The sequence below is a fragment of the Pseudomonas sp. PDM16 genome (assembly GCF_014851865.1).
Classification (GTDB): domain Bacteria; phylum Pseudomonadota; class Gammaproteobacteria; order Pseudomonadales; family Pseudomonadaceae; genus Aquipseudomonas.
The window spans coordinates 534,797-556,097 of the sequence record NZ_JACVAM010000001.1; the positions used below are offsets into that span (position 1 = coordinate 534,797).

A 21,301-nucleotide genomic window follows, 5' to 3' on the forward strand; every position below is an offset into this window, starting at 1 on the left:
ACCTATCTGCGAAAGAACTCGCCGGGCGTAGTACCGTATTGCTGGCGGAAAGCCGCGATGAAGGCCGACAGCGAGTCATAGCCACAAGCCAGAGCGACATCCGTCACCCGCTCGCCACGCTCCAACGGAACCAAGGCCTCGAGCAGGCGATAGCGCTGGCGCCACTGGCGAAAGCTCAGCCCGGTGTCGCGAAGGAACAGGCGGCTCAGGGTTCTTTCGGACACCCGCAGGCGCAAGCCCCACTCCGCCAGCCCCAGGTGCTGCAGTGATGGCTCGGCCAGGCCAGCACATATGGCCTGCAGACGCTCGTCACTCGGCAACGGCAATGACAGCTCGACCGATGGAGCGATGCATAGCTGATCGAGCAACACGGCCGCCAAACGCCCAGGTGCGCCTGCCTCGTCGTACTCGACCGGTACCGCACTGAAGCTGTCGATCAGCTCCCGCAGCAGTGGGCTGACCGCCAGCACCTGACAGCTTTCCGCCCCCCAAGGCACCGCGTCACTGGCAATGTACAGGCTGCGCATTTCCGTACCGGCGGAACTGAACACCCGATGCTCGACCCCCGCAGGAACCCACACAGCTCGTTGCGGCGGCGCGAGGAAACGGGCGCCTGCCGTTTGTACCTCCAGCACACCGGAGATAGCGTAGGAAAGCTGCACCCAGGGATGGCTATGGATGAAGGTCAATGCCTGGTTGGGCAGCGATTCGACGCGCCCGTACAATGGCCTGGGCAGTCCCACCAGACCTGGTACCTGGCGTTGCACTACATCGCTCTGTCTGTTTGGCGACACTGATTGGCTCTTTGGCGTTAGTCGGCAACGATGGATCAAGATAAGTTGAGCTCCATCGTCCCGCAAGCCGAGCCTATGCCATGCTCCGTCGCCTTCTTCCCGACCCGTTCACCCAGGCCCTTGTCGCCGTAGTGCTGGCTGCCAGCCTGTTGCCAGCCGAAGGCCAGGCAGTGGTAGCAGTCGACTGGATCACCAACCTGGCCATCGCCCTGCTGTTCTTTCTGCACGGCGCGAAGCTGTCGCGCTCGGCCATCATCGCCGGTGCCGGACACTGGCGCTTGCACCTGCTGGTGTTCGCCTGCACCTTCATCGCCTTTCCTCTGCTCGGCCTGGCGCTTCGCCCGATCCTGGCACCTCTGGTAGGCCCCGAGTTGTACCTCGGCATGCTCTACCTATGCGCCCTGCCTGCCACGGTGCAATCAGCCATTGCGTTCACTTCACTGGCGCGGGGCAACGTGCCGGCGGCGATCTGCAGCGCAGCAGCGTCCAGCCTGTTCGGCATCTTCCTCACGCCGCTGCTGGTGACGCTGCTGCTGGACGTGCACGGCGACGGCGCCTCGACCCTGGACGCCATCGGCAAGATCACCGTACAGCTGCTACTGCCGTTCATTGCCGGGCAGATCGCGCGGCGCTGGATCGGCGACTGGGTCGGGCGCAACAAGCACTGGCTGCGCTTCGTCGACCAGGGCTCGATCCTGCTGGTGGTCTACGGCGCCTTCAGCGCGGCGGTGGTCGAGGGCTTGTGGCATCAGGTACCGCTGCCGGCGATGGCCGGCCTGGTGCTGGCCTGCTGCGTACTATTGGCGCTGGCGCTACTGGTGACGCACGGCGCCGCGCGGCTGTGCGGCTTCGAGCTGGAGGATCGCATCACCATCCTCTTCTGCGGCTCGAAGAAGAGCCTTGCCACCGGCGTGCCCATGGCCCAGGTGCTGTTCGCCGGCAGCAGCATCGGCCTGCTGATCCTGCCACTGATGCTGTTCCACCAGATCCAGCTGATGGTTTGCGCGGTGCTGGCGCAGCGCTATGCGCGGCGCCCGGAGTCGATCCGCGAACTGATGGGGCAGGTCGACCCCTAGCCGGGTAGTCGGCGCGGCGCTAGAGTGCCGCAGCACCCTGGAGGGTCATGAACGATGAGCAAATACTCATGGAAGAGGTTGATGGGAATGTCATTGCTCGTTGCCTCGCTGGACCTGGTCGCTGCTGAAGGTTTCGGCCCATCGATCTACTCCGGAATGAACGCACGCTTCGACCCAGTCGCCGAGGCCCGCTACCGCCAACCCGAGGCCGAACTGCGTCTGCTACTGGCCTATCAGAAGGCGAATACCGCCACCAACCATTTCTGCCTACTGGGCTATCGCTGGGACTACGGCCTGGAGTTCGTCTCGGTGCATTGGCGCGAGGCGCAGATGATCCTGCGCTGGCATGGCGAGGGGGACTGGGTCGAAGATTTCCTCTCGGCGGTAGTGAGCGATGGCGTCGACCTGCAGACCGGCGTGATCGACGCCGAGGATTCGCGTGGCAGCACCTTCCTGGTGACCCGGCGTAACGCTGAAGGCACTCTCGAGGATTGCCGCCGGCATGGCCGCGAGTATGTGATCGAGCCCTTCACGCCGCCTCCGCCGGTCAAAGAGGAGTAGTCGCCGCTGGCGTGTGGGTGCGAATCATAATACTGTTCATGCATACAGTATTATGGAGCAATATCCATGTCCGTCATCTTGCCGCCCCGTGGCCGCGGCACCGCCAGCAATCCACACAATCGCTTCGCCCCGACTCGCAACGAGGTCGAGGACGACGGCTGGTTCCAGAGCGAAACACCGCCCTGCCGCGCTAGCGAGGTACGTGCCGAGCGAGCCAAGACGGTGATCACCCGCAACCAGTCGCCCGACGTCGGCTTCGACCGCTCGGTGAACCCTTATCGCGGCTGCGAGCATGGCTGCATCTACTGTTTCGCCCGACCCAGTCACGCCTATTGGGACATGTCGCCGGGCATCGACTTCGAGACCCGGCTGATCGCCAAGACCAACCTGGCCGAACGTCTGGAGGAGGAACTGAGCAAGCCCGGCTATACGCCACAGCCAATTGCCCTGGGCATCAACACCGACGCCTACCAGCCGATCGAGCGCGAGCAACGCCTGACCCGCCAAGCCCTGGAGATTCTGCTGCGCTTTCGCCATCCGCTGCACATAGTCACCAAGAGCTCACTGATCCTGCGTGACCTCGACCTGCTGCAGGAGCTGGCCAGCCGCAACCTGGTCAGCGTGGCGTTCAGCCTGACCACGCTGGACGACGAACTGAAGCGCATCATGGAGCCGCGCACCGCCTCGCCCGGCGCGCGCCTGCGGGCCATGCGCAGCCTGCGTCAGGCCGGGGTACCGGTGACGGCGCTGGTGGCGCCGATCATCCCGATGATCAACGACATGGAGCTGGAGCGTATTCTCGAGGCTGCCCGCGATGCCGGCGCCAATTCGGCCGGTTACGTGCTGCTGCGCCTGCCGTTGGAGATTGCCGAGCTGTTCGAGGAATGGCTGCAGAGCCATTTCCCCGAGCGCGCCGAGCACGTGATGAGCCTGATCCGCCAGTCCCGCGGCGGCAAGAACTATGACAGCCGCTTCGGCAGCCGCATGCGCGGCGAAGGTGCCTTTGCCGACCTGCTGTCGCAGCGCTTCCGCCTGGCGCGCAAGCGCTTTGGGCTGACCCACCGTGACGGCTTCAATCTCGATTGCAGCCAGTTCGCCCCGCCTGGACAGCAACTGGCGCTGCTGTAAACGAAATGTGACTCACCGATGCTGGCAACTGTCCGCATGCCAGGTCGATAATCCACACCGCGCTCAAGCGCGACGGTCCAGCACGAGGTGAGACGCCATGCCCTACAAGCACAACGCCATTCCCCTGCAGGCGCGTACAGCGCCGGAAAGCGCCGACGAGGCCCTGAGCGCCATCGTTGGCGGCTTCAAGCGCTTTCGCAACGAGGTCTTCCCGCAGCAGGAAGAACTGTTCAAGGCGCTGGCCAGCGCGCAGAACCCGCGCGCCATGTTCATCACCTGCGCCGACTCGCGCATCGTCCCCGAGCTAATCACCCAGAGCGCGCCGGGCGACCTGTTCGTGACCCGCAATGTCGGTAACGTGGTGCCGGCCTACGGGCAGATGATGGGGGGGGTTTCCACCGCCATTGAGTACGCGGTGCTGGCCCTGGGCGTGCAGCACATCATCGTCTGCGGTCACTCCGACTGTGGCGCGATGAAGGCGGTACTGGCTCCCGAGACTCTGGAGAGCATGCCGACGGTAAAAGCCTGGCTGCGCCACAGTGAGGTAGCGCTCAAGGTGGTCGAGGCCAACTGCGGCTGCGACGGCCACGACACCCTGGGCATCCTCACCGAGGAAAACGTGGTGGCCCAGCTCAACCACCTGTGCACCCACCCTTCGGTGGCGGCGCGCGTGGCCAGCGGTCAGCTGTTCATCCACGGCTGGGTATACGACATCGAGACCAGCGCGATCCGTGCCTACGACGCCGAGAGTGGGAACTTCCTGCCGCTGGACGGCGAGGTGGTGCCGATGGCCACGCCCAAGGCGCGCTATCCGGCGCGCTGAAACGACAAGGCCCGCATAAGCGGGCCTTGTTGCATCTGGAACGAGCTCAGGCTGGCAGGCCCAGCTCCACACCCAGCTGGCGCGACAGGCATGGCCAGTTCTGCCAGGCCGCCACCGTCTGCGGGTTGCTCAGGCGAGTGCGATATTCCTGCACCGAGTCCTGCTGGAACACCTGCTCGCCCAGCATCTCTTCCACCGCATGGTGCACGGCTTCGTCGAGCTGGTTGGCGAACGGTTCACCGATCAGCTGGTGGGCGATCACGTTAGCCACTGTGGTATCCAGCGGGATCAATGGCTGGCCCAGATGAGCGATATAACGGTCGTTCACTTCCTCGACCATGCGGTGGGCCAGATAGGCCTCGTCCAGCAGCGCATCCAGGCCCTGATGCCCCTCCATGATGCTCGGCGGGCTGAGGAAAAACTGCTCAGCCAGCTTCAGCACTGGCTTCACCTGCGGTTCGATGCCAGCCTCTCGCGCCACGGCATTGGCCGCATCCAGCACATCCGGCACCTGCTCCACATAGGCGGCGACGAAGCGTTCGAGCACGCCACGAGCATCACTGGCGGGCAGCCGGATGGTCGGGTGCAGACGATCGAGCTGGCTGTCGAGCTGGCGGGCGAGAGCGCCGCTGGTGGATTCATGAGAGAGGGCGAGCTGGATCTGTTCGCGCAGGGCGGCGGTGTTCATGACGACTCCGGATGGACATGAAGTGGAAGCAAAAAACTCACATTAGCTGGCATCGGGCAATGACTAAGATCGGATTGTCATAATTATTTCATGGTTATGCGGACGGGCTATAAAAAGCGCCACCGCTCTGCCATGCAGCTTGCGCCGCCCTAGCGCGACGGGGGCTGGCAGAAATCGGGCGTTATTTTTCTGGCTGCGTTGTGATGTCGCAGTCGCTGTCTATACTCGAACTCGCAAGGCGTGAACCTGATGGAACCGGACGGGCTTCGGCACGGAGAGGTTTCGACAAGTTGTAGGCCAGCAGTATCGGCAGTCGATCCCTTAGCCGCAGGCTTAGCCGGCGGGATAACAAGAACAACGAGGGGAACCCGCAATGATGCGACATCCACGAGTCTGGATGGGCCTCCTGCTGTGGTTGGCATTTGGCTCGGCGCACGCCGAGTGGGCAGTGAACATGCTGCCGGGTGTCACCGAGGTCAGCCGTTCAGTCTTCGATCTGCACATGATCATTTTCTGGATCTGCGTCGTGATCGGCGTGGTGGTATTCGGCGTGATGTTCTGGTCGATGCTGGTCCACCGCCGCTCCACCGGGCAGAAGCCCGCGCACTTCCACGAGAGCACCACGGTCGAGATCCTCTGGACCGTAGTGCCCTTCGTCATCCTGGTGGTGATGGCCGTACCGGCCACCAAGACCCTGATCGACATCTATGACACGTCCGAGTCCGAGCTGGACATCCAGGTCACCGGCTACCAGTGGAAATGGCACTACAAGTACCTGGGCCAGGATGTGGAATTCTTCAGCAACCTGGCCACTCCATCCGCCCAGATCTACAACAAGGCTGAGAAGGACGAGCACTACCTGCTGGAGGTCGACGAGCCGCTGGTGGTGCCGGTGGGGACCAAGGTGCGCTTCCTGATCACTGCTGCTGATGTGATCCACTCCTGGTGGGTGCCAGCTCTCGCTGTGAAGAAGGACGCCATTCCCGGCTTCGTCAACGAATCCTGGACGCGTATCGAGGAGCCCGGCATCTACCGTGGCCAGTGCACCGAGCTGTGCGGCAAGGACCACGGATTCATGCCCGTGGTAGTCGAGGCCAAGAGCAAGGAAGACTTCGCCAAGTGGCTGGCCGAGCGCAAGGAACAGGCTGCCAAGATCAAGGAGCTGACCAGCAAGGAGTGGACGCTGGAAGAGCTGGTCGAGCGCGGTGACAAGGTCTACCACACCGCCTGCGCCTCCTGTCACCAGGCCGAAGGCCAGGGTCTGCCGCCAATGTTCCCGGCACTCAAAGGCTCGAAGATCGCCCTCGGACCGAAGAAGGATCACCTCGACATCGTCTACCACGGTAAGCAGGGCACGGCCATGGCCGCGTTCGGCAAGCAACTGTCGGAAGTGGATATCGCCGCCGTCATCACCTACGAGCGCAACGCCTGGGGCAACAACGTCGGAGACATGGTGACCCCGAAAGAAGTGCTTGAGCTCAAGCAGGCCGAGGAGAAGTGACATGAGTGCTGTGATCGACTCTCACAAAGAGCATGGTCATGCCGGGCATGACCACCACCACGGCCCCGCCAAGGGCCTGATGCGCTGGGTGCTGACCACCAACCACAAGGACATCGGCAGCATGTACCTGTGGTTCAGCTTCGCCATGTTCCTGCTCGGCGGGTCCATGGCCATGGTGATCCGCGCCGAGCTGTTCCAGCCGGGCCTGCAGATCGTCGAGCCGGCGTTCTTCAACCAGATGACCACCATGCACGGCCTGATCATGGTGTTCGGCGCCGTGATGCCGGCCTTCGTCGGCCTGGCCAACTGGATGATCCCGCTGATGGTCGGCGCGCCGGACATGGCCCTGCCGCGGATGAACAACTTCAGCTTCTGGCTGCTGCCGGCGGCCTTCGGCCTGCTGGTCAGTACCTTGTTCACGGAAGGTGGCGGGCCGAACTTCGGTTGGACTTTCTATGCGCCACTGTCGACGACGTACGCACCGGAATCGGTGACCTTCTTCATCTTCGCCGTGCACCTGATGGGCATCAGCTCGATCATGGGTGCGATCAACGTGATCGCCACCATCCTCAATCTGCGTGCCCCCGGCATGACCCTGATGAAGATGCCGCTGTTCGTCTGGACCTGGCTGATCACCGCCTTCCTGCTGATCGCGGTGATGCCGGTGCTAGCCGGGGTGGTGACCATGATGCTGATGGACATCCACTTCGGCACCAGCTTCTTCAGTGCGGCCGGTGGCGGCGATCCGGTGCTGTTCCAGCACGTGTTCTGGTTCTTCGGCCACCCCGAGGTATACATCATGATCCTGCCGGCCTTCGGTGCCGTCAGCTCGATCATCCCGGCCTTCGCGCGCAAGCCGCTGTTCGGTTATACCTCGATGGTCTACGCAACTGCAGCTATCGCCTTCCTGTCGTTCATCGTCTGGGCGCACCACATGTTCACCGTCGGCATCCCGCTGACCGGCGAGCTGTTCTTCATGTACGCCACCATGCTGATTGCCGTGCCCACTGGAGTGAAGGTATTCAACTGGGTAAGCACCATGTGGCAGGGCTCGATGACCTTCGAGGCTCCCATGCTGTTCGCCGTGGCCTTCGTCATCCTGTTCACCATCGGCGGCTTCTCCGGGCTGATGCTGGCCATCGCCCCGGCGGACTTCCAGTATCACGACACCTACTTCGTGGTGGCACACTTCCACTACGTGCTGGTGCCTGGGGCGATCTTCGGCATCTTCGCCTCCGCCTACTACTGGCTGCCCAAGTGGACCGGCCACATGTACGACGAGACTCTGGCCAAGCTGCACTTCTGGATGAGCTTCATCGGCATGAACATGGCCTTCTTCCCGATGCACTTCGTCGGCCTGGCCGGCATGCCACGGCGAATTCCGGACTACAACCTGCAGTTCGCCGACTTCAACATGATTTCGTCGATCGGCGCGTTTACCTTCGGTGCCACCCAGCTCCTCTTCCTGTTCATCGTCATCAAGTGCATCCGTGGCGGCAAGCCGGCACCGGCCAAGCCTTGGGACGGTGCCGAGGGGCTGGAATGGACGGTGCCGTCGCCAGCGCCCTACCACACCTTCACCACGCCACCGGAAGTGAAGTAGGAGAACGGCCATGAGCGAAGCCCTGGACAACCGCCGTCTGGTCCTCCGCCTACTGGCGGTAGTGGTCGGCATGTTCGCCTTCGGCTTCGCCCTGGTGCCGATCTACGACGTGATGTGCCAGGCCTTCGGTATCAACGGCAAGACCGCCGGCGCCTTCCAGGGCGAGCAGGTGGTGGACGAGCAGCGCCAGGTGCGCGTGCAGTTTCTCGCCACCAATGCTGCGGACATGGTCTGGGAGTTCCGCCCCACGGCGGACGAGCTGACGGTGTCGGCCGGAGCGAGCAACGAGATGCTGTTCATCGCGTACAACCCCACCGACAAGCCGATGACCGCCCAGGCTATTCCCAGCGTGGCGCCGTCCAAGGCCGCCGCCTTCTTTCACAAAACCGAGTGCTTCTGCTTCACCCAACAGGTGCTGCAGCCGGGCGAGCGCATCGAGATGCCGGTGCGCTTCATCGTCGACCGTGACCTGCCCAAGGATGTAAAGCACCTGACCCTGGCCTACACCCTGTTCGATATCACTGCGCGCAAACCACCCGTCGCGCAGGCGACTCTTGCCCAGACAGCCCCTACCCGGGCGGCTCCATAAGGAGAACAAGAAAAATGTCGAGTCACGAGAACTACTACGTTCCCGCCCAGAGCAAGTGGCCGATCATCGCCACCATTGGCATGCTCACCACCGTCTACGGTGTCGGCACCTGGTTCAACGACCTCAAGGCGGATCGCGCGGAATCCAATGGCCCGCTGATCTTCTTTATCGGTGGCCTGATCCTCGCCTGGATGCTGTTCGGCTGGTTCGGCAACGTGATCAAGGAAAGTCGCGAGGGGCTGTATAGCCCGCAGATGGACCGCTCGTTCCGTTGGGGCATGAGCTGGTTCATCTTCTCCGAGGTGATGTTCTTCGCTGCCTTCTTCGGCGCCCTGTTCTATATCCGCATGTGGGCCGGCCCGTGGCTCGGAGGTGAAGGCGACAAGGGCGTCTCCAACATGTTGTGGCCGAACTTCGAGTACACCTGGCCGCTGCTGAATACGCCGGACCCGAAACTCTTCCCGGCGCCCAGCGGGGTGATTTCGGCCTGGGGGTTGCCGCTGATCAACACCCTCCTGCTGGTGACTTCCAGTTTCACCGTGACCTTCGCCCACCACGCGCTGAAAAAGAACAACCGCAAGCAGCTGAAAATCTGGCTGGCCTTGACCGTGCTGCTCGGCATTGCCTTCCTGATCCTGCAGGTCGAGGAGTACGTGCATGCCTATAACGAACTGGGTCTGACCCTGGGCTCGGGCATCTACGGCGCCACCTTCTTCATGCTCACCGGTTTCCACGGTGCTCACGTGACGCTCGGCGCGCTGATCCTGACGATCATGTTCGTCCGCGTGATGCGGGGGCATTTCGATGCCGACAAGCACTTTGGCTTCGAGGCGGCCAGTTGGTACTGGCACTTCGTCGATGTGGTGTGGATCGGGCTGTTCGTCTTCGTCTACGTGCTGTGACGAGGGCTACCAGGTGACATGAGAGACCAGTTGGCCGCTGTAGAAACCCCAGGCGACCAGTGCCAGGGTAGCGGCGGCCAGAATCACGCGGACGGTCAGGGCGTTGACCACCCGCGAGCCGTGGCCCTCGTCCTTGACCAGGAAGAACAGGCCGCTGAACAGGCTGACCAGGGTGGCCAGCAGCAGGAGGATGATCGCGGCCTTGAGCATGCGTGACTCCGGGGGATGAGGTAGATGGGGTGCAGTTCCAGTATAGCCAGCCGCATTCGGGCGTTCGGGGGAAGGCCTTGAACAGTTTTCGCCCGGGTGTGCTACCCAGCATCGTGGTGGCTCTGTTGCTGCCGCTGCTGATCGGCCTGGGCTTCTGGCAGCTGTCGCGTGCCGAGGAGAAGCGAGCCTTGCTCGCCGGTTTCGAGGCCCGCGAGCATGAGGCGCCCCTGGCTATGGACGATCTTGAACGACGTGCCGACCTTGCTCACCTGCGGGTTCGCCTGCAGGGCCAGTTCGACGAGCGTCACAGCCTGCTGTTGGACAATCGCCAGCGCGGTGGTCAGGTCGGTGTCGAGCTGCTGCAGCCTTTCTACGATCAGTCCAGCGGCCTGTGGATTCTGGTCAACCGTGGCTGGCTGCCTTGGCCGGATCGACGCACACCGCCCGCCTTCAGCACACCGGAACAACCGGTGGAGCTGGTGGCGAGGGTGTATGTGCCAGTCGGCAGCACTTTTCAATTGCAGGCGGACCCGGCTGGCGGCGACTGGCCTCGGCTGATCACTGCCGTCGATCCCGAGCGCCTGTGGCGTCAGCTTGGCCGTGGCGGCATGGCCTATGAAGTTCGCCTCGAACCCGGCCCCGCCGCCTACCAGGCCGAGTGGCCGCTGGTGGCCATGGGGCCGGAGAAACACATGGGGTACGCCGTGCAGTGGTTTGCCTTGGCCGCCGCTCTGGTCGGCCTCTACCTCTATCTCGGTGTGCACAACTCTAGACAGACCGCGCGGGAGAATCAGCATGAGCCCAGCCATGAATCCGGCACTTTCCACCTCTGAGGCGCCATCGGCCCGTGGCCGCGGGCGCTGGCAACTGATCCTGCTGCTGTTGGTGGCAATCGGCCCGATGATCCTTGCCACCGCCATGTACCAGTGGCGCTTCTGGGTGCCGGACGGACGCAACTACCACGGCACGCTGATCGGCGACGGCAGTCAGCTGGCCGATATCGGCGTGCAAGGCGCCGCTCGGGAGAGCTGGCAGATGCTGGTCACCGCACCCGGCGACTGCGCCGAAGATTGCCGCCAGTTGGTCTACACCGCCCGGCAGATCCATGTTGGCCTCAATCGTGATGCGACGCGCGCGGCTCATGGTCTGGCAGTGTCCCGCCCGCTAGCCACCGACTACGACGAGACACTGAAACGCGAATACCCGCAGCTGGGTCGCTACAGCCTGGACGCGTCGCGCTACGACAAGGCAGTACCGGCGAATCAAGGTGCCCAGCTGTGGATAGTCGATCCGCAGGGCAATCTGGTACTGCGCTACGACGTCAAGGCCAAGGGCAAGGACATCCTCAATGATCTGCGGCTGCTGCTGAAGCTCTCCCAGATCGGCTGATCGGCTCGCACTGCCGGCCCATAACATTAAGAGAGGCCCCGGATGAGTGAACGCAAGACCCTGCCCGGCTACCGCCTGGCCCTGTTTGCCACGCTGCTGACGGTGCTGGTGGTATTGCTCGGCGCCTATACCCGGCTGACCCACGCCGGGCTCGGTTGCCCGGACTGGCCTGGCTGCTATGGCTTCATCGGCGTGCCGATGAGCGAACACAAGCAGACGCTGGCCGAGGCGCGCTTCCCCCACGCGCCGGTGGAGGTGGAGAAGGGCTGGAACGAGATGGTCCATCGCTACTTCGCCGGCACCCTGGGCCTGGTCATCCTCGGTCTGGCCGTGCAGGCCCTGCGGCGTCGAGGCAGCGACGGCCAGCCACTGAAACTGCCACTGCTGCTGCTCGGCGTCGTGGTCGCCCAGGCGGCTTTCGGCATGTGGACGGTGACGCTGCAGCTGTGGCCTCAGGTGGTGACCGCGCACCTGCTCGGTGGCTTTACCACCCTGGCGCTGCTGTTCCTGCTGACCTTGCGCCTATCCGGCCGGCTGCCGGTGCTGGCGGGATTATCGGCGCGTCTGCGACTGCTCGCCGCCGTAGCACTCTGTCTGGCTGTGGGGCAGATCGCCCTGGGAGGATGGGTCAGCTCCAACTACGCGGCGGTGGCCTGTGTCGATCTGCCCACCTGCCACGGCGAATGGTGGCCGGCGATGGACTTCGCCAATGGCTTCCACCTGACCCAGCACATCGGCCCCAACTACCTCGGAGGCCAGCTCGATAGCGATGCCCGCACTGCCATCCATATGACCCACCGCCTCGGCGCCGTGGCTCTCAGCCTGGTCCTGCTGCTGCTGGCCTGGCGCCTGCGCGCTGCTGGCCTCGGTCACCTGGCCGGCTTGTTACTGCTGGCCCTGGCCGTGCAGGTCAGCCTGGGCGTGAGCAACGTGTTACTGCACCTGCCGCTGGTGGTGGCGGTGGCGCACAACGCCGGTGGCGCTGCGCTGCTGCTGGTACTGGTCCTGATCAACTATCGCCTGCGGGCGGTTTCCCTGGCGGCGCCCGGCCGAGCGGAGGCCGATCTGGCCAACGCCCGCCTCGTCCCGCTTGGAAAATAAGTAAGGAGACACGCCATGGCTACTGCGCTGCGAGCTCACTCCGAATCCGCCAGCTGGCGCGACTACCTGGAGCTGACCAAGCCCCGGGTGGTGTTGCTGATGCTGATCACCTCGCTGGTCGGCATGTTCCTCGCCACCCGCGCCGGCGTGCCCTGGACCGTACTGGTGTTCGGCAACCTCGGCATCGGCCTGTGTGCCGGGGCGGCGGCGGCGGTCAACCACGTGGTCGACCGGCGTATCGACTCGATCATGGCGCGCACCCACAAACGTCCGGTCACCACCGGGCGGCTATCGGTAGCGGCGGCACTGGGCTTCGCCCTGTTCCTGGCGGTGGCCGGTCAGGCGCTGCTGCTGGCCTTCACCAACGAGCTGGCCGCCTGGCTGACCTTGGCGTCCTTGCTCGGATATGCGGTGCTCTATACCGGCTTCCTCAAGCGCGCCACGCCGCAGAACATCGTGATTGGCGGCCTGGCCGGCGCAGCCCCGCCGCTGCTCGGCTGGGTCGCGGTAACTGGGCATATCAGCGCCGAGCCGCTGCTGCTGGTGCTGATCATCTTCGCCTGGACGCCGCCGCACTTCTGGGCCCTGGCCATCCACCGCAAGGAGGAGTACGCCAAGGCCGATATCCCCATGCTGCCGGTGACCCACGGCGAGCACTACACCAAGGTGCACATCCTGCTGTACACCGCGGTGATGCTCGCCGTGACCCTGATGCCCTACGCCATCCACATGAGCGGACCGCTCTATCTCGCCGCTGCGCTGGTGCTCGGCGGGCGCTTCATGTTCTGGGCCTGGGTGCTGTACCGTGACAGCCGACCGCACGCGGCGATCAACACCTTCAAGTACAGTATCTGGTACCTGTTCCTGCTGTTCATCGCCCTGCTGGCCGACCATTACCTGCTGCTCAACCTGTGAGCCCTGGGTGTTCGGTCGCCCTGCATGCGACCGAACCTCGACCCGAAGAGAGACTTCATGAGCCGTACCCAGAAGACCGTCATCGTTCTCGCCGCCTTCGTCGCCCTGGTGCTGGGCCTTACCGTCAACAAGGTGCTCAACAGCAAGGGCGATGGCACGGACAAGGTGGCGCTGCTCGACGCCGGCATCGTCCTGTTGCCGCAAAGCCGCAGCCTGCCGGCGCTATCCCTGATCGATCAGAACGGCCAGACGCTGAAGGCCGATGAGATGAAGGACAAGTGGAGCCTGCTGTTCTTCGGCTACACCTTCTGCCCGGATATCTGCCCGGCCACCCTGGCGCAGATGCGCCAACTACAGGGCATGCTGCCCGCCGAAGCCAAGGACAAGTTGCGCATAGTCCTGGTGACGGTGGACCCGCACCGTGACACCCCGGAGCAGTTGAAGAAATACCTGGCCTACTTCGATCCCGGCTTCCAAGGCCTGACCGGCAAGCAGGAAGACATCCAGAAACTGGCCAGCGCGGTGAGCATTCCCTTCATTCCGGCCGATACCAGCAAGGAAAACTACACCGTCGATCACAGCGGCAACCTGGTGATCATCGGGCCAGATGGCACCCAGCGTGGTTTTATCCGCGCGCCAGTGAACAACGACAAGCTGGCCACCCAGCTGCCGGGCCTGCTCAAGTCGAGCTGATCCCCCTCACTTGGCGAACAGCTGGCCGATGTCCTTGAACGCCTTGAACTCCAGGGCGTTGCCGCACGGGTCGAGCAGGAACAGGGTGGCCTGCTCGCCAACCTGGCCCTTGAAGCGCACATAGGGTTCGATCACGAACGCCGTGCCATGTGCACGCAGGCGCGCGGCCAGCATCTCCCAGTCCTGCCAACCCAGCACCACGCCGAAATGCGGCACTGGCACGTCGTGGCCATCCACCGGGTTGCTGTGGGCGGCTTCCTGATACGCCATCTTCGGCGCCTCGTGGATCACCAGTTGGTGGCCGAAGAAATCGAAGTCCACCCAGTGCTCGCTGCTGCGGCCCTCGGCGCAGCCAAACACCTCGCCGTAGAAATGCCGGGCGGCGCCCAGGTCATGGACTGGAATGGCCAGGTGGAAGGGGGCGATGCTCATGGGGCGGTCCTCATCATGATTTTTCGTCCACCTTAGCCTCAATAAAATCCATTAAAAGCGAATATTCTTGCTCGCGAGCGCGAAGAATTTCGATCAATGGAGGGCGAGATGCTGCGTGAGCTGAAGACCTTCGTCGCGGTGGCCCGGCATGGCACTTTCGCCGCCGCCGGCCAGCGTGTCGGCCTGACCCAATCGGCGGTCAGCGCGCAGATGCGCAATCTGGAGCAGGCCCTCGGCCAGCGCCTGTTCGACCGTAGTGGGCGTAGCGCCGAGCTGAATGCCGCCGGCCGCCATGCCTTGCCGTTGGCCGAGCAGATGCTCGCGCTGTTCGCCGAGATGGGCCGCCCCGAGGCGGCCGGCGAGTGGCGTGGCGAGCTGCGCCTGGGCGCCATCACCAGTGTGCAGACCGGCCTGCTGCCGCAGGCGCTGCCGCGTTTTCGCCAGTTGGCGCCACATGTCGAGCTGAAGCTTGTGCCGGGCGTGTCTCTCGACCTGCTCAGCCGGCTGGATGCCGGCGAGCTGGACCTGGCGCTGCTGATCAGGCCGCCGTTCGAGCTACCCAAGGACCTGCAGCAGTTGCCGTTGGCCCGCGAGCCCTTCGTGCTGATCGTGCCCGAGGCACTGCCGGGTGACGATCCGCTGCAGCTGCTCGCCAGCCAGCCGTTCGTGCGTTACGACCGCAGCTCCTTCGGTGGCCGCCAGGTCAGCCGCTTCCTGCACGAGCAGCAACTGCAGGTGAACGAGGCTATGGAGCTGGACGAACTGGACGCCATCGTACGCATGGTCGAGGCCGGGCTGGGGGTGTCGCTGATCCCGCTGGCCGGACTGTGGCGCGAGCACGGCGCGCGGGTGCGGGTGATCGAGCTGGGTGAGTTGACCTTCCACCGCGAGCTAGTCGCGCTGCTGCGCCGCGCTCAGCGCCAGCCGGCCCTGGATTGCCTGCTGCAGTACCTCGGCGCGCAGGCATGAAAAAGCCCGCACGCGGCGGGCTTCTTCGAGAGCGTCAGGCGGCGGTGATCAGAACGCCGGCACCACGGCACCTTTGTACTTGTCGGCGATGAATTGCTTCACTTCCGGGGTGTGCAGGGCCTTGGCCAGCTTCTGCAGGTCGGCGTTGTCCTTCTTCTCGCTGGTGGTCACCAGGATGTTGACGTACGGCGAGTCGGAACCTTCGATCACCAGAGCGTCCTTGGTCGGATTGAGGCCGGCTTCCAGGGCGTAGTTGGTGTTGATCAGGGCCAGGTCGACCTGGGCCAGCACGCGCGGCAGGGTGGCCGCTTCCAGTTCACGCACCTTGATCGCCTTCGGGTTCTCGGCGATGTCCTTGACGGTGGCGGTGATGCCGGCGCCGTCCTTCAGCTTGATCACGCCAGCCTTCTGCAGCAGCAGCAGGGCACGGCCGCCGTTGGTGGCGTCGTTGGGGATCACGACCTGGGCGCCTTGCGGCAGGTCGGCGAGGTTCTTGATCTTGCTGGAGTAGGCGCCGAAGGGCTCGACGTGTACGCCGGCGATGCTCACCAGTTGGGTGCCACGGGTGGAGTTGAACTCGTCCAGGTACGGCTGGTGCTGGAAGAAGTTGGCGTCCAGGCGACCTTCGGCAACCTGTACGTTCGGCTGCACGTAGTCGGTGAAGACCTTGATCTTCAGCTCAACGCCCTCTTTGGCCAGGGCCGGTTTGACGAATTCGAGGAGCTCCGCGTGCGGCACGGCGGTGGCCGCGACGCTGATCTCGCCAGCGTGGGCGGCGGCGGAGGTGAGGGCCGCAGCGGCGGCCAGGGCAGTCAGCAGTTTTTTCATGTTCAGCTCCTTGTGGGATATGGCGCGGGGTCCGACGGGTGGCCGGTCGCCCGCTGTTCTAGGTGTTGCGAATTCGTTACTTGCGCGAGAAGTGAATGACCAGCTTGTCGCCGACCATCTGCAGGACCTGCACCAGGATCAGCAGGAGGATGACGGTCACCGCCATCACGTCCGGCTGGTAGCGCTGGTAGCCATAACGCACGGCCAGGTCGCCGAGACCGCCACCGCCAATCAGGCCGCTCATCGCGGTGTAGGAGACCAAGGTAATGGCGGTCACGGTGGTGGCCGCGATCAGCCCCGGCAGTGCTTCCGGCAGCAGGGCGCGGAAGATGATCTGCAGGGTGCTGGCGCCCATCGCCTGGGTCGCCTCGATGATGCCGCGGTCGACTTCGCGCAGCGCGGTTTCCACCAGGCGGGCGAAGAACGGCGTGGCGCCCACCACCAGCGGCGGGATGGCGCCGGCGACGCCCAGCGAAGTGCCGGTGATCAGCACGGTCAGCGGGATCATCAGGATCAGCAGGATCACGAACGGCACTGAGCGCAGCACGTTGACCACCAGCGACAGCACGGCGTACAGCGCGCGCTGCTCGAACATCTGCCGCGGGCCGGTGAGGAACAGCAGCACGCCGAGCGGCAGGCCGAGCAGCACGGTGAACAGGGTGGCACCGCCGAGCATGTTGAGGGTGTCGAGGCTGGCGTAGCCGATTTCCTGCCAGTCGACGTTGGGTAGCAGTTGCTCGAACATCAGCGCAGTACCTCCAGGTGCACGTCGGCGGCCTGGAAGCGCACCAGCGCGGCGTCGATGTCGCCGCCGGTCAGGGCCAGGGTCAGCTGGCCGTAGGGGGTGTCCTTGATGCGGTCGATGCGCCCGGCGAGGATGCTGTAGTCGACCCCGGTCTCGCGGGCCACGGTGCCGAGCAGCGGCGCATAGGTGGCCTCGCCCTGGAAGGTCAGGCGCAGGATGCGGCCGTCGACATGGGCGAAGTCGTCGCGCTGTTCGCTCTCGTCGACCTGCTCGTCTTCCAGCACGAAGCGGCGCGTGGTCTCGTGCTGCGGGTGGAGGAACACCTGAGCCACCGGGCCCTGTTCGACGATGCGCCCGCCGTCCATCACCGCCACCTGGTCGCAGACTCGGCGGATCACGTCCATCTCGTGGGTGATGAGGACGATGGTCAGGCCCAGCTCGCGGTTGATCTCGGCCAGCAGTTGCAGGACCTGGGCGGTGGTCTGCGGGTCGAGAGCGCTGGTGGCTTCGTCGCAGAGCAGGATCTTCGGCCGGGTGGCCAGGGCGCGGGCGATACCGACGCGCTGCTTCTGGCCGCCGGACAGCTGGGCCGGGTACTTGTCGGCATGCTCGGTGAGGCCGACGCGGGCCAGCAACTCGGTGACGCGCTGATTGATCTCGCTACGGCCCAGCTCGCCAGCCAGCTCCAGCGGCATGGCCACGTTGGCCGCCACGGTCTTGGAGGAGAGCAGGTTGAAGTGCTGGAAGATCATCCCGACCTTGCGGCGGAAGCGGCGCAGGCCGTCGGCACCGAGAGCGGTGACGTCGACGCCATCGATGACGATGCGTCCGGCGCTGGGCTCTTCCAGGCGGTTGATCAGGCGCAGCAGGGTGCTCTTGCCGGCGCCGGAATGGCCGATCAGGCCGAAGACCTGGCCCTGCTCGATGCGCAGGTCGGTGGACTGCAGGGCGGGAACATCCCGCCCGGAGACCCGATAGGTCTTGTTGACGTGGTGAAACTCGATCACGGAGCGAACCTTGTGGGTACGTGGGAGCAATGGTCGCATCCGGTGGGGGCGACGATTCCCTCTAGCCTAGGCGGTTAGCCGAAAGGCGCGCATTTTAGCCGTTTTGTTTATACGCTCTTATTCTTATTTGGCCTGAATTGCATCCGGAATGACATAACAAAGCAGTCAGAGTGCAGCCTATCGCTACAAGAGCCCGCGCTCTGTAGAGCGCTAGCTGCGATCGGCCTTCACCTGGGGGCTGAGCACCAGGCGCGGCTCCTGATCCGGTTTCAGCACTTGCGAATACTGCGGCGTGAAACCCGGGGCAAGCTTCTTGATCCGCGCCGAAAGCAGGGCCGCCACGAAGGGATAGTCCTTGGCCTCGCGCAACTCCAGGCGCACCGCACAATCGAAGGCCACCACATCGGCAGCAACCTGATCCAGAAGATCACGCAGGCTGTCACGGTCATTGGCATCGAGCATCGGCATGGCCACGCTGCTGCTGGCGGCCATCGGGTCGATCAACAGGGCCCGCGGAGCGGCTGCGATGACCGGCGCAGGCACCTCGACTTTGACTGCCGGAGCGACTGTCGGCTTGGCCTGTGAGGCGGCTGCCTTCTCGGCAGCTTCGCGTTCGGCCACGGCCTTTTCTTCAGCCAGCTGCTGTTGGCGAATACGCTCGGCTTCCTTTTTGGCGATGGTTGCCTCAGCCTCGCGCAGACGCCGTTCTACGTCGTCGCGGCGAGTCTCGGTGCTTGCAGCGGCGGGAGCGGCAGGGGCAACCGGAGTCGCCGGCTTAGCTGCAACAGACGGTTGCACCGGCGGGGTCGCGACCTGAATCTGCTTGGTGGCTGGCGCAGTGCCGCTGGCAGCCAGGGTTTTCTCGTATTGCTGCTTGAGTGCCGGAGAGGCCGCTCCCAAATGACGCTCACCCTGGGCCAGACTGGCGTTGGCCGCGACAGTATTGCCGGCCTGCAATTGCTGGCGGCTCTGCTGCAGGTAGGCACTGGCCAGCTCCCGCTGGTATTGACCAATGCGCACATCATTGCTGGCGGTGCGCTGGCGCAGGGCATCCAGCCCGGTTTCGGCAGCTTGCAGCTCGCCGCGAGCAATCTGGGTTGATACCTGGTTGAAGCCCTTCACCAGTTCATCGACGGTCCAGTACTCCGCATGGGCATTACCCAGCAGCAGGCCGAGAGCGAGCGCGACGAGATAGCGACAGCTTCCCTTGTTCATCATATGACCCGTTGGTTTCGAAGCGTTTTGGATTGGGCAAAAAACGCCCAATGCTAACGAGCCCGACGAGGCAGAGCAAAGCCTATGAGGAAAATTGCTGCCGCTGATACCACGATAGAAGGCCCGGCTGGCGTGTCTTGGAACCAGGAAAGGCTCAAGCCTGCGGCTACCGCGAGCATGCCGAGCAGACTGGCGCCGATCGCCATCTGTTCCGGGGTGCGTGCATGCCGCTGGGCGGCGGCGGCCGGAATGATCAGCAGCGAGGTGATCAGCAGTACCCCGACTATCTTCATGGCCACCGCGATGACCACCGCGATCAGCAGCATCAGCGCCAGGCGCAGGGCTCCCACAGGCAGGCCTTCGACCCGCGCCAGCTCCTCGTGCACGGTGATCGCCAGCAGGCGCCGCCACAACGGCAGCAGCAGCGCCAGGACCAGGGCACAGCCGCCGAGAATCCAGGCCAGGTCGGTGGTACCGACGGCCAGCAGGTCGCCGAACAGGTAGCCCATCAGGTCGATGCGCACCTCGTCCATGAAGCTCAGTACCACCAGCCCCAGCGACAGGGTGGTCGGCGCCAGGATGCCCAGCAAAGTGTCCGATGCCAGGGCCTGGCGTTGCTGCAGCGTCACCAGCAGCACGGCCAACAGCAGGCAACCGGCGGTCACCGCCAGGGTCGGGCTGAGGTCGAGCAGGAAGCCCAGTGCTACGCCGAGCAGGGCGGCATGCGACAGGGTATCGCCGAAATAGGCCATGCGCCGCCAGACCACGAAGGAACCGAGCGGGCCAGCCACCAGCGCCAGAGCCAGGCCGGCGAGCAGAGCATTGAAGAGGAAATCGGGCATCAGTGACGGCAACCTGGACCATGGACGTGTGCCGGACCATGAATGGTCAGGCCGGGCGCCTCGACCACGGCGCCGTGCAGGTCGTGGCTGTGGTCGTGGTGGTGGTGGTAGATGGCCAGGCTCTTGGCATCCTGGCCGAACATCTCGACGAAGGCCGGATCGTTGCTGACCTGCTCCGGGTGGCCAGAGCAGCACACATGACGATTGAGGCAGACGACCTGGTCGGTAGTGCTCATCACCAGGTGCAAGTCGTGCGACACCATCAGCACGCCGCAACCATGACGATCACGCAGACGTGTTATCAGGCGATACAGCTCGGCCTGGCCGGCCACGTCGACGCCCTGCACGGGCTCGTCGAGCACCAGCAGTTCCGGCTCGCGCAGCAGGGCGCGAGCCAGCAGTACGCGCTGCAGCTCGCCGCCGGAGATGCTCTGCAGGGGGCTGTCGAGCACTTGCTCGGCGCCCACTTCGGCCAGCGCAGCCATGGCGGCGGCACGGTCCACGCCCGGCACCAGACGCAGGAAGCGCAGCACCGACAGCGGCAGGGTCGGCTCCACGTGCAGCTTCTGCGGCATGTAGCCGACGCGCAGGCGCGGCTTGCGCTGCACGCTTCCGCGGTCGGGATTGAGCAGGCCGAGCACGGTGCGCACCAGGGTGGTCTTGCCGGCACCGTTGGGGCCGATCAGGGTGACGATTTCGCCGGAGTGTACGGTCAGCTGCACATCCTGCAGTACCGCCTGGCCGGCGAAGCCGACTCCAACGCCGTCTAGGCAGATCAGCGCATCACTCATCACGAGGCCTGGCAGCCGGAGCAGAGGCCGACCACTTCGACGGTCTGGCTCTCCACGGCAAAGCCCACTTGGGCGGCACCGTCGACGATGGCCTGGCTGATCGAATCCTGTTCAAGCTCGATGGCGGTATGACAGGTGCGACAGATGAGGAACTGACCCTGGTGCAACTCGCCCGGGTGTATGCAGCCGATGAAGGCATTGAGCGAGGCGATCCGGTGCACCAGCCCGTTCTCCAGGAGGAAATCCAGGGCGCGATACACGGTGGGCGGCGCGGCGCGGCGGCCATCTTCGTCGCTGAGCACGCCGAGAATATCGTAGGCGCCCAGTGGCTTGTGGCTGGCCCAGACCAGCTCCAGCACGCGCTTGCGCAGCGCGGTCAGGCGCGTGCCCTGCCTGGCGCACAGCACCTCGGCCTCGGCCAGAGCTTCGGCCACGCAGCGCGAATGGTCGTGTGGCAGGCAGGCCAGCGGAGTGTTGCCGATGACGGGCTTGAACATGG

At 64.4% G+C, this 21,301-nt stretch carries 25 protein-coding genes; 14 read left to right on the top strand and 11 right to left on the bottom strand.

Annotated elements, in window-relative coordinates; translation table 11 throughout:
* Positions 1-2: 2 nt before the first annotated feature.
* Positions 3-794 carry an AraC family transcriptional regulator gene (locus tag IB234_RS02380; RefSeq protein ID WP_192313256.1) on the bottom strand — a complete coding sequence of 264 codons (792 nt, stop codon included), beginning with the start codon at positions 792-794 and terminating at the stop codon, positions 3-5.
* Between the two features lie 80 nt (positions 795-874).
* Between IB234_RS02380 and IB234_RS02385 the strand changes: the two genes are divergently transcribed.
* The 4 genes from IB234_RS02385 (at position 875) to IB234_RS02400 (ending at position 4,382) form a co-directional block, all read left to right on the top strand.
* Positions 875-1,870, top strand: a complete 996-nt coding sequence (locus IB234_RS02385) for a bile acid:sodium symporter family protein (RefSeq protein ID WP_192313259.1) — start codon at positions 875-877, stop codon at positions 1,868-1,870.
* Positions 1,871-1,957: 87 nt separating this feature from the next.
* The gene (locus IB234_RS02390) at positions 1,958-2,431 is read left to right on the top strand and encodes a hypothetical protein (protein ID WP_192313262.1); all 474 of its coding nucleotides are present in this window, start codon (positions 1,958-1,960) and stop codon (positions 2,429-2,431) included.
* A 66-nt stretch (positions 2,432-2,497) separates the two neighbouring features.
* Positions 2,498-3,559, top strand: coding sequence for a PA0069 family radical SAM protein (locus tag IB234_RS02395; RefSeq protein ID WP_192313265.1), 1,062 nt, complete (start codon positions 2,498-2,500; stop codon positions 3,557-3,559).
* Positions 3,560-3,656: 97 nt separating this feature from the next.
* Positions 3,657-4,382, top strand: a complete 726-nt coding sequence (locus IB234_RS02400) for a carbonic anhydrase (protein WP_192313268.1) — start codon at positions 3,657-3,659, stop codon at positions 4,380-4,382.
* Between the two features lie 46 nt (positions 4,383-4,428).
* Here IB234_RS02400 and IB234_RS02405 read toward each other — a convergent pair whose 3' ends face one another.
* Complete coding sequence (locus tag IB234_RS02405) at positions 4,429-5,070, bottom strand: hypothetical protein (protein WP_192313271.1); 642 nt, start codon at positions 5,068-5,070, stop codon at positions 4,429-4,431.
* Between the two features lie 373 nt (positions 5,071-5,443).
* Between IB234_RS02405 and coxB the strand changes: the two genes are divergently transcribed.
* From coxB to IB234_RS02425, 4 genes are read left to right on the top strand one after another with little or no spacing between them, the layout of a single operon-like run.
* Complete coding sequence (coxB, locus tag IB234_RS02410; RefSeq protein ID WP_192313274.1) at positions 5,444-6,571, top strand: cytochrome c oxidase subunit II; 1,128 nt, start codon at positions 5,444-5,446, stop codon at positions 6,569-6,571.
* Position 6,572: 1 nt separating this feature from the next.
* Positions 6,573-8,174: a cytochrome c oxidase subunit I gene (gene ctaD / locus IB234_RS02415; protein ID WP_192313277.1), complete on the top strand. Its 1,602-nt coding sequence runs from the start codon at positions 6,573-6,575 to the stop codon at positions 8,172-8,174.
* A 10-nt stretch (positions 8,175-8,184) separates the two neighbouring features.
* Positions 8,185-8,763 (top strand): cytochrome c oxidase assembly protein, encoded by a 579-nt coding sequence (locus IB234_RS02420; protein ID WP_192313280.1) that lies wholly within the window; start codon positions 8,185-8,187, stop codon positions 8,761-8,763.
* 14 nt (positions 8,764-8,777) lie between these two features.
* Positions 8,778-9,665 (top strand): cytochrome c oxidase subunit 3, encoded by an 888-nt coding sequence (locus IB234_RS02425; RefSeq protein WP_192313283.1) that lies wholly within the window; start codon positions 8,778-8,780, stop codon positions 9,663-9,665.
* Between the two features lie 6 nt (positions 9,666-9,671).
* Here the strand turns inward: IB234_RS02425 and IB234_RS02430 are convergent, their stop codons facing one another.
* A complete protein-coding gene (locus tag IB234_RS02430) occupies positions 9,672-9,875 on the bottom strand; it encodes a twin transmembrane helix small protein (protein ID WP_192313286.1) in 204 nt (67 codons plus the stop codon).
* Between the two features lie 77 nt (positions 9,876-9,952).
* Between IB234_RS02430 and IB234_RS02435 the strand changes: the two genes are divergently transcribed.
* The 5 genes from IB234_RS02435 to IB234_RS02455 are packed head-to-tail and all read left to right on the top strand — an operon-like array spanning position 9,953 to position 13,973.
* Positions 9,953-10,708 carry an SURF1 family protein gene (locus IB234_RS02435; protein ID WP_192313289.1) on the top strand — a complete coding sequence of 252 codons (756 nt, stop codon included), beginning with the start codon at positions 9,953-9,955 and terminating at the stop codon, positions 10,706-10,708.
* Complete coding sequence (locus IB234_RS02440; RefSeq protein WP_192315528.1) at positions 10,683-11,264, top strand: hypothetical protein; 582 nt, start codon at positions 10,683-10,685, stop codon at positions 11,262-11,264. Before IB234_RS02435 ends, IB234_RS02440 begins: the two co-directional genes overlap by 26 nt.
* Before the next feature lie 42 nt (positions 11,265-11,306).
* A complete protein-coding gene (locus IB234_RS02445; protein WP_192313292.1) occupies positions 11,307-12,365 on the top strand; it encodes a COX15/CtaA family protein in 1,059 nt (352 codons plus the stop codon).
* 15 nt (positions 12,366-12,380) lie between these two features.
* On the top strand, positions 12,381-13,280 hold the full coding sequence (gene cyoE, locus IB234_RS02450) for a heme o synthase (protein WP_192313295.1): 900 nt from the start codon (positions 12,381-12,383) through the stop codon (positions 13,278-13,280).
* A 57-nt stretch (positions 13,281-13,337) separates the two neighbouring features.
* Entirely contained in the window at positions 13,338-13,973 is a 636-nt protein-coding gene (locus IB234_RS02455; RefSeq protein WP_192313299.1) for an SCO family protein, read from the top strand.
* A 6-nt stretch (positions 13,974-13,979) separates the two neighbouring features.
* Here IB234_RS02455 and IB234_RS02460 read toward each other — a convergent pair whose 3' ends face one another.
* A complete protein-coding gene (locus IB234_RS02460; RefSeq protein WP_192313302.1) occupies positions 13,980-14,405 on the bottom strand; it encodes a VOC family protein in 426 nt (141 codons plus the stop codon).
* 108 nt (positions 14,406-14,513) lie between these two features.
* On the opposite strand from IB234_RS02460, the gene IB234_RS02465 reads away from it, so the two are divergent.
* The gene (locus IB234_RS02465; protein WP_192313306.1) at positions 14,514-15,374 is read left to right on the top strand and encodes a LysR family transcriptional regulator; all 861 of its coding nucleotides are present in this window, start codon (positions 14,514-14,516) and stop codon (positions 15,372-15,374) included.
* A 48-nt stretch (positions 15,375-15,422) separates the two neighbouring features.
* On the opposite strand, the gene IB234_RS02470 is transcribed toward IB234_RS02465, so the two are convergent.
* The 7 genes from IB234_RS02470 to IB234_RS02500 form a co-directional block, all read right to left on the bottom strand.
* Positions 15,423-16,202, bottom strand: a complete 780-nt coding sequence (locus IB234_RS02470) for a MetQ/NlpA family ABC transporter substrate-binding protein (protein WP_192313309.1) — start codon at positions 16,200-16,202, stop codon at positions 15,423-15,425.
* A gap of 76 nt (positions 16,203-16,278) precedes the next feature.
* A complete protein-coding gene (locus IB234_RS02475) occupies positions 16,279-16,947 on the bottom strand; it encodes a methionine ABC transporter permease (RefSeq protein WP_192313311.1) in 669 nt (222 codons plus the stop codon).
* Entirely contained in the window at positions 16,947-17,954 is a 1,008-nt protein-coding gene (locus IB234_RS02480; RefSeq protein WP_192313314.1) for a methionine ABC transporter ATP-binding protein, read from the bottom strand. Before IB234_RS02480 ends, IB234_RS02475 begins: the two co-directional genes overlap by 1 nt.
* 210 nt (positions 17,955-18,164) lie before the next feature.
* Positions 18,165-19,169 carry a hypothetical protein gene (locus tag IB234_RS02485; RefSeq protein WP_192313317.1) on the bottom strand — a complete coding sequence of 335 codons (1,005 nt, stop codon included), beginning with the start codon at positions 19,167-19,169 and terminating at the stop codon, positions 18,165-18,167.
* A 53-nt stretch (positions 19,170-19,222) separates the two neighbouring features.
* A complete protein-coding gene (gene znuB / locus IB234_RS02490; protein WP_192313320.1) occupies positions 19,223-20,011 on the bottom strand; it encodes a zinc ABC transporter permease subunit ZnuB in 789 nt (262 codons plus the stop codon).
* The gene (gene znuC, locus IB234_RS02495) at positions 20,011-20,802 is read right to left on the bottom strand and encodes a zinc ABC transporter ATP-binding protein ZnuC (protein ID WP_192313322.1); all 792 of its coding nucleotides are present in this window, start codon (positions 20,800-20,802) and stop codon (positions 20,011-20,013) included. Before znuC ends, znuB begins: the two co-directional genes overlap by 1 nt.
* Entirely contained in the window at positions 20,802-21,299 is a 498-nt protein-coding gene (locus tag IB234_RS02500) for a Fur family transcriptional regulator (RefSeq protein WP_192313325.1), read from the bottom strand. The genes znuC and IB234_RS02500 overlap by 1 nt, the downstream gene beginning before the upstream one ends.
* Positions 21,300-21,301 lie beyond the last annotated feature (2 nt).